The organism is Streptomyces sp. NPDC058964 (assembly GCF_042741275.1).
In the GTDB taxonomy this organism is placed as follows: domain Bacteria; phylum Actinomycetota; class Actinomycetes; order Streptomycetales; family Streptomycetaceae; genus Streptomyces.
Genome location: NZ_JBHYKH010000526.1, coordinates 1 through 6223, shown reverse-complemented (window position 1 = coordinate 6223; position 6223 = coordinate 1). Strand labels below are relative to the sequence as shown.

Here is a 6223-nt window from a genome sequence, read left to right as displayed (position 1 = left end):
GTGTCGCCGAGCGCGGTGCCGTTGCCGTGCGCCTCGATGAAGGAGACCTCGCGCGGCTCGACCCCGGCGCGCCTGCAGGCGGTGGCCACGACCTGCTCCTGCGACCAGCGGTTGGGCGCGGTGATGCCGTTGCTGCGGCCGTCCTGGTTGACCGCGGTCCCCCGGATGACGGCGTAGATCCGCTGCCCGTCGGCGACGGCGTCGGCCAGGCGGCGCAGTACGACGAGACCGACGCCCTCGCTGCGCCCGATCCCGTCGGCGAGCGCGCTGAACGGCTTGCAGCGCCCGTCGGCCGCGGCGAGCCCGAGCTGGTGGTAGACCAGCCCGAGCGCGGGCGACATGACGAGGTTGACGCCGCCCGCGAGCACGGTGTCGCACTCCCCCGACAGCAGCGCCCCGACCCCGAGGTGGACGGCGACGAGCGAGGACGAGCAGGCGGTGTCGACGGCCATGCTGGGCCCGGTGAAGCCGAGTTGGTAGGAGATCCGGTTCGCGGTCATGCCCGCGCTGCTGCCCGCACCGAGCTGCGGCGTGACCCGGTCGTAGTCGCCGAGGTGCAGCCGCCCCCACTCGCCGCCCATCACGCCCACGTAGACGCCGGTGCCGCTGCCGGCCAGGGAGCCCGGCGCCACGCCGGAGTCCTCGACGGCCCGCCACGCGCAGTGCAGCAGCAGCCGCTGCTGCGGGTCCATCGCGGCGGCCTCGCGCGGCGGCACGGAGAAGAAGTCGTTGTCGAACACGTCGGCGTCGTCGAGGAATCCGCCGCGCGCGAGCCCGGCGCGGGCCGCCCCGTCGGCGGCCGGGAAGGCCGCCGGGTCCCAGCGCTGCGCCGGTACGTCCCCGATCGCGTCGCCGCCACGCAGCAGCAGCTCCCCGTAGGCGTCGGGGTCCCGCGCGAGCGGGAAGGCGCAGTCGATCCCGACGATCGCCACGCCGTCGCCGAACGCCGGTGCGTCCGCCATCACCGCTGCCCGCGCGCGTCGGCGACCGTCAGCTCGGCCGCGAGGAAACCCAGCAGGCTCTGCACGGTGGGGTGGTCCCACAGCAGGGTCGGCTCCACCACGAGCCCGAACTCGTCCTCCAGGTCGCCGCACAGGCTCAGCGCGCACACCGAGTCCATGCCGTACTCGGCCAGCGGCACGGTGGGGTCGATGGTGTCCGCGTCCCTGCCCAGGTAGAGGGCGACCCGGTCGAGCAGCCAGCCGCGCGGCAGGACGGGATCGGGCGAGGGGAACCCGGACGGCCGGGTGGTCGGTACGTTCATGGCCGGACGCCTTTCGGTGGGATTCGCCGGAGCGGGAGTGGGGGCATGCGCCGCGCTCATCCCGGCAGCGGGGTGTCGTAGAGGTCGTAGCTGCGCCGGTCGCTGAAGCGCAGCTGCACTTCGTGGCCCACCCGCAGCTCGCACTCGGCCGGCAGGTCGGGCGCCGGGGCACCCAGGCGGCGCGCGATGCGGTGCAGGGCGGCCGCCGCCCAGGCCGGGTCGGCGAGGAACGGGTCGGAGCAGTCCTGGTTGTGCCGCCAGACGCCGAGCACCGCGGAGGCGGCGAGCAGATGGGCGTAGCGGTCCATCAGCGGGAACGGCGCCGCGCCCGGTTCCGGGCCGAGTGCGAGCACCCGGGCGCGCAGGTCACGGAACTCGTCCACGAGCCCGAGCGCGAGGTCGCGCAGCACCCGCTCGACGGCACCGCGGCCCGGTGTCTCGGCGGCCACGGCGAGCAGGGTGGCACTGAGGCTGTCCTGGCCGCAGGCCAGGCTGAGGCGTGCCGCGTCGAACGGCGGCAGCGGGTCGCGCGGCCGGAACAGCCCGGCCGGCGCCTCCTCCGCCACGAACCAGGAACGGCGCGCCAGGCGCGGCAGCTGCGGTATCACGGTGCTCTGGCAGGCGACGGACCCGGCGTGCCCGAGGGTGACAACGGGCAGGTCCCGGACGTGCTTCTGGAAGATCCCGAGCGTGCCCTCGCGGGTGTAGAACCCGGCGCCGAGCACGATCGAGAGGTCGTACATCGTCTCGGTGAGGACGCGGGGCAGCAGGTACTTCACGGCCGCGGAGTACACGCTGGTCTGCTCGGGCAGGACGTGGATGGCCCGGGTGGCGACCGTGGCGAGCGCGTCGTACAGCAGCAGGTTGACGAACGCCCCGGTGATCGCGCTGGTGGTGCGCTGGGAGTCGGAGCCGCCGGTGGACCAGCCGCCGCCGCGGTGCTCGTGGTCGAAGCGGACGGCGGTGCGCAGGCTGGTGTCGACGGCCGCGAGCACCATGGACGAGATGACCGTGCGGCTGATCTGGAAGGAGCGCAGCGCGATCGGCACCCCGCCGCCGACGGGCCCGAGCAGGGCACTGTCCGGCACCGGGCAGTCGTCGAAGTCGACGCCGCCGAACACACAGCCGCGCAGCCCGAGGGAGGTGTGCCGGCGCAGCAGCCGGGCCCGTCCCTCGGGGAACCGGGCCGGGTCGACGAGCAGCGCGGTGTGGCTGCGGCGGCCGGGGGACGGATCGGTCCTGGCGAACAGCACGAGCGCGTCGGCCCGGTCGAGGTTGTTGATGACGGGTTTGCGGCCGCTGAGCAGCAGCCCGCCGTCCGCGCCGCGCCGGGCGGAGACCTGGCTTCGGACGTAGTCGTTGCTGTGGGCGGTCTCCAGCTGGGCGATGGCGGCGCGTGAGCCGCTCAGCATCTGCCGGGCGAGCCGGGCCTGTTGCCCCTCCGTCCCGGCCATCCACACGTCGGCCGCCGCCATGAACGACATGGCCCCGTATCCCATGCCGAGACCCACGTCGCGCCGGAAGACGGGGCGCATGACGCGGACCAGGGTGTCCATCGACTCGAGCCGCCCGCCGAGCTCCACGGGCACGTACTCGCGATGCATGCCGAAGCGGTCGAGCGCGTCCTCGGCCGCCTCGCTGCGCACGGCGTCCCGGTCGGCCTCCAGCAGTGCCGCGTAGCCGCGGGGGTTGGCCGTGTCGCCGGGGTCGCCGAGCAGTTCCTCCACGGCGGCGACCCGCCGCTGCGCCTCGGCCTCGCGCAACGGCGCGGCGACGGTCACCACGCGCCACCGCCGGCGGTGGACTGGAGCAGCCCTTCGTCCAGCAGTACGTCCCCGGCCCGCACGAGCGCGCGGACGGCCGGGTCGAGCACCTCGTACTCCCCGTGCAGCTCGCCGGTGAGGAACTCGCGCCGCATGAGGGTGCGCTGCACCTTGCCGCTCGTGGTGCGGCGCACGGTGCCCGGCCGTACGAGCAGCACGTTGCCCGCGGGCACGTGGAAGTCCTTGCCGACCAACGCCTGGATGCGCTGAGCCAGTTCACGCAGCTGTGGGGCCTCGAGCTGTTCTCCCCTGACCTCCTGCACGAGGACCAGCTGCTCGCGCCCCGCCTCCACGGAGAACGCGGCACCGGTGCCGGCGGCGAGCGCGGGATGCAGTGCCTTGACGGCGTACTCCACGTCCTGCGGGTACACGTTCCGCCCGTTGAGGATGACGACTTCCTTGAGCCGTCCGGTGACGTACAGCTGCCCGTCGTCGAGGACACCGAGGTCCCCGGTGCGCAGGAAGCCTTCCTCGCCGCCCTGGAGCACGGCCCCGAACGTGGCCTCGGTCTCCTCCGGCTTCCCGTGGTACCCGGCGGCGACGCTCTCGCCGCGCAGCCAGATCTCCCCGACTGCCCCCTCGGGCAGTTCCCGGTAGCCGACGGGGTCGACGATCCGCACGTCGTAGTCGGTGACGCGCCCGCTGCTGACGAGGGTCCGGCTCTCCCTGCCCTCCTCGGCGGGCGCCACGACGTCGCGCGCGAGGGCGGCCGCGTCGACGTCGCGCCGCCGGTAGGCCTCCCCTCCGACGCCCCCCGAGACGACGAGGGTGGCCTCGGCGAGCCCGTAGCACGGATACATGGCCTCGGCGCGCAGTCCGGCGGCCGCGAACCGGCGGGCGAACGCGTCCAGCGTGTCGGCGCGCACGGGCTCGGCGCCGTTGAGCGCCAGCCGCCAGCGGGACAGGTCGAGCCGGCCGAGCTGTTCGTCGGTGACCCGTCGCAGGGCGTGGTCGTAGCAGAAGTTGGGCCCGCCGCCGATGGTGACGCCGTGCTCGTCGATGGCCTTTAGCCAGCGCACGGGTCGCTTGATGAAGGAGGTCGGCGAGAGCATCACGGACGCGCTGCCCAGCCAGACGGGGTGCAGCAGATGCGCGATGAGCCCCATGTCGTGGTAGAGCGGCAGCCATCCCCCGAACCGGTCACCGGACGTGGTCCCCAGCACCCGCTGCAGCGCCGCCTGGTTGGCCATCAGGTTCCGGTGGGTGACCATCACGCCGCGCGGCTCGGACACGGATCCGGAGGTGTACTGCAGGAAGGCGAGGTCGTCGGGCCCGGTCGCGGGCGCCCGCCACGCGTCCTCCTGCGGTGCCCCCAGGGCGTCGCTCGCCACGCACACGACGTCGTCCCGGCCCTCGGTCGCCAGCCACAGGGCGACGTCCGGCGCGCTCGCGCGGTCCGTGAGGACCACGGGCGCTCCGCAGTCGCGCAGCATGGCCGAGCTCCGTCCGAGCCGCCCCCTGCGGCCCCCGTCCGGCAGCGGCGCGGGCACGGCGACAGCCCCGGCGTAGAGACACCCGGTGAACGCCTTCAGGAACTCCAGGCTCCCCGGGTACATCAGCAGCACAGGCCGTCCCTGGACCCCGTGGGCCCGCAGTGCCCCGGCGATGCGGCGGGCCGCGCGGTCGAGTTCTCCGTACGTCAGCCGCTCGGCGTCCGGGCCGTTCTTCGCGTCGCGGAGCTGGATGTGTACGTCATCGCCCGCGAACTCGGCGCACCGCGCCCGGACGAGGTCGGTGAAAGTGGCGAAGCGTGACAACTGCATCCCCCTCGCATGTCTCGCATGGTCCGCAAGGCGCGCGAACCCAGGTCAGAGGGATCTTCCGGTGCCGGGCTAAAGGGGCGCTTGCATACGCCATCCGGGCGTGCGGGCTGGTAGCCGCAGCAGAGACCGAATATAGGTCGGCGCGAAGACTGAGTGACGTTCCTGTCATCTCTCCTGAGGAAGTCATGCGCAAACGAGTTGTAGCCACCTCCCTGGCCGCCGCGGCCCTGACCGTGGCGGGATCCGGGGCCCTCGCCCCGTCCGCGCAGGCGGCTCAGGCCCGCGACACCGCAGCCGCCTGCACCTACCGGCCCACTTCACTGCCGGTGGCGAACGGCGTGGCCTCGGGCACCGTCACCGCCGTCGCGGGCGGCGACGTCTACGCCGGAACGGTGTCCGCCCGCGTGAACGGCACCGCTGAGCCCCACGCCGCGCTCTGGTCGGGCGGCGCGTTCACCGACCTCGGTACCGTGCCCGGCGGTGCGGCCTCCGTCAGTGTCAACGACGTGAACGGCGGCGGTGTCGCCGTCGGCTCCGCGTGGCAGCTCACCGGCGGCTCCGACGAAGGCTGGCCGCACGGTGTGGACATTCCGTTCCGTACGCGGGACGGAAAGCTGGAGAAACTGCCGGTGCCCGCCGGCGCCGACGGCGTTGTCGCGCGGGCCATAACCGAGAACGGAGACATCTACGGCGACGGCTTCGGCAAGGACCCGAACCACAATACCGTCTATCTCTGGCCCGCCGACAAGCCGGGCACCGTGACCGAGCCGGCCGGTTTCCCGGTCGGCAGCGTGGTCGCGGGCGTCGACAAGGACGGCACGGTCGCCGTCACCGCCGAGTCCGACCCCGACGGCACCTGGCGCCCCTACGTCTGGAAGGACGGCGTCGCCAAGGCCCTGCCGCTGCCGGCCGGCGCGCCGAACGCGGCCGTGACGGCCATCTCCAACGGCCGTGTGGTGGGCCACGGCCTCACGGGCAGTCTGGACAAGTTCGCCGTGCTCTGGGACAAGGACGGCTCCGTCAAGAAGCTGTCCGGCGGCACGGATGCCGTCGACATCAATGCCCAGGGCCTGATCCTGGGTTTCGGAAGGAACTCACTCTGGCAGCTCACCACCCCCAGGGGAGGCGTCTCCGGTGCCGGTTCCCTGAACGCGGTGGCCGCCGACTCGTCCTTGGTGGGCTCCGCCTCGACGGGCGGCGACACGTCCCCCCGTCTCCCGGCGGTCTGGCGCTGCGGCTGAGGTGACGCGGCCCGGGCCCGTACGAGGCCGGGCCGGTGACGGCTCATGAAGAACGGGCCGGCGGGGGCATCGCCGGGCGGCCGGTGGGGGGCGGCCCACCGGCGTCCCGCGCTGCGGGTCCCGCCCAGTGGG

5 protein-coding genes are annotated in these 6223 nt (G+C 73.7%); 1 reads left to right on the top strand and 4 read right to left on the bottom strand.

Going from position 1 to position 6223, the window contains the following annotated elements:
• From ACFW2E_RS39190 to ACFW2E_RS39175, 4 genes are all read right to left on the bottom strand, one after another.
• The coding region (locus ACFW2E_RS39190; RefSeq protein WP_384474545.1) for a polyketide synthase at positions 1–962 on the bottom strand (962 nt) is incomplete at its 3' end.
• A complete protein-coding gene (locus ACFW2E_RS39185) occupies positions 962–1264 on the bottom strand; it encodes an acyl carrier protein (protein ID WP_384474542.1) in 303 nt (100 codons plus the stop codon). The genes ACFW2E_RS39185 and ACFW2E_RS39190, both read right to left, overlap by 1 nt.
• A gap of 56 nt (positions 1265–1320) precedes the next feature.
• On the bottom strand, positions 1321–3045 hold the full coding sequence (locus ACFW2E_RS39180; protein WP_384474539.1) for an acyl-CoA dehydrogenase family protein: 1725 nt from the start codon (positions 3043–3045) through the stop codon (positions 1321–1323).
• Positions 3042–4850 (bottom strand): fatty acyl-AMP ligase, encoded by a 1809-nt coding sequence (locus tag ACFW2E_RS39175; protein ID WP_384474536.1) that lies wholly within the window; start codon positions 4848–4850, stop codon positions 3042–3044. Before ACFW2E_RS39175 ends, ACFW2E_RS39180 begins: the two co-directional genes overlap by 4 nt.
• Positions 4851–5035: 185 nt before the next feature.
• Here ACFW2E_RS39175 and ACFW2E_RS39170 point away from each other — a divergent pair, with 185 nt between their 5' ends.
• Positions 5036–6091 carry a hypothetical protein gene (locus ACFW2E_RS39170; protein ID WP_384474533.1) on the top strand — a complete coding sequence of 352 codons (1056 nt, stop codon included), beginning with the start codon at positions 5036–5038 and terminating at the stop codon, positions 6089–6091.
• The last annotated feature ends 132 nt before the right edge of the window (positions 6092–6223 follow it).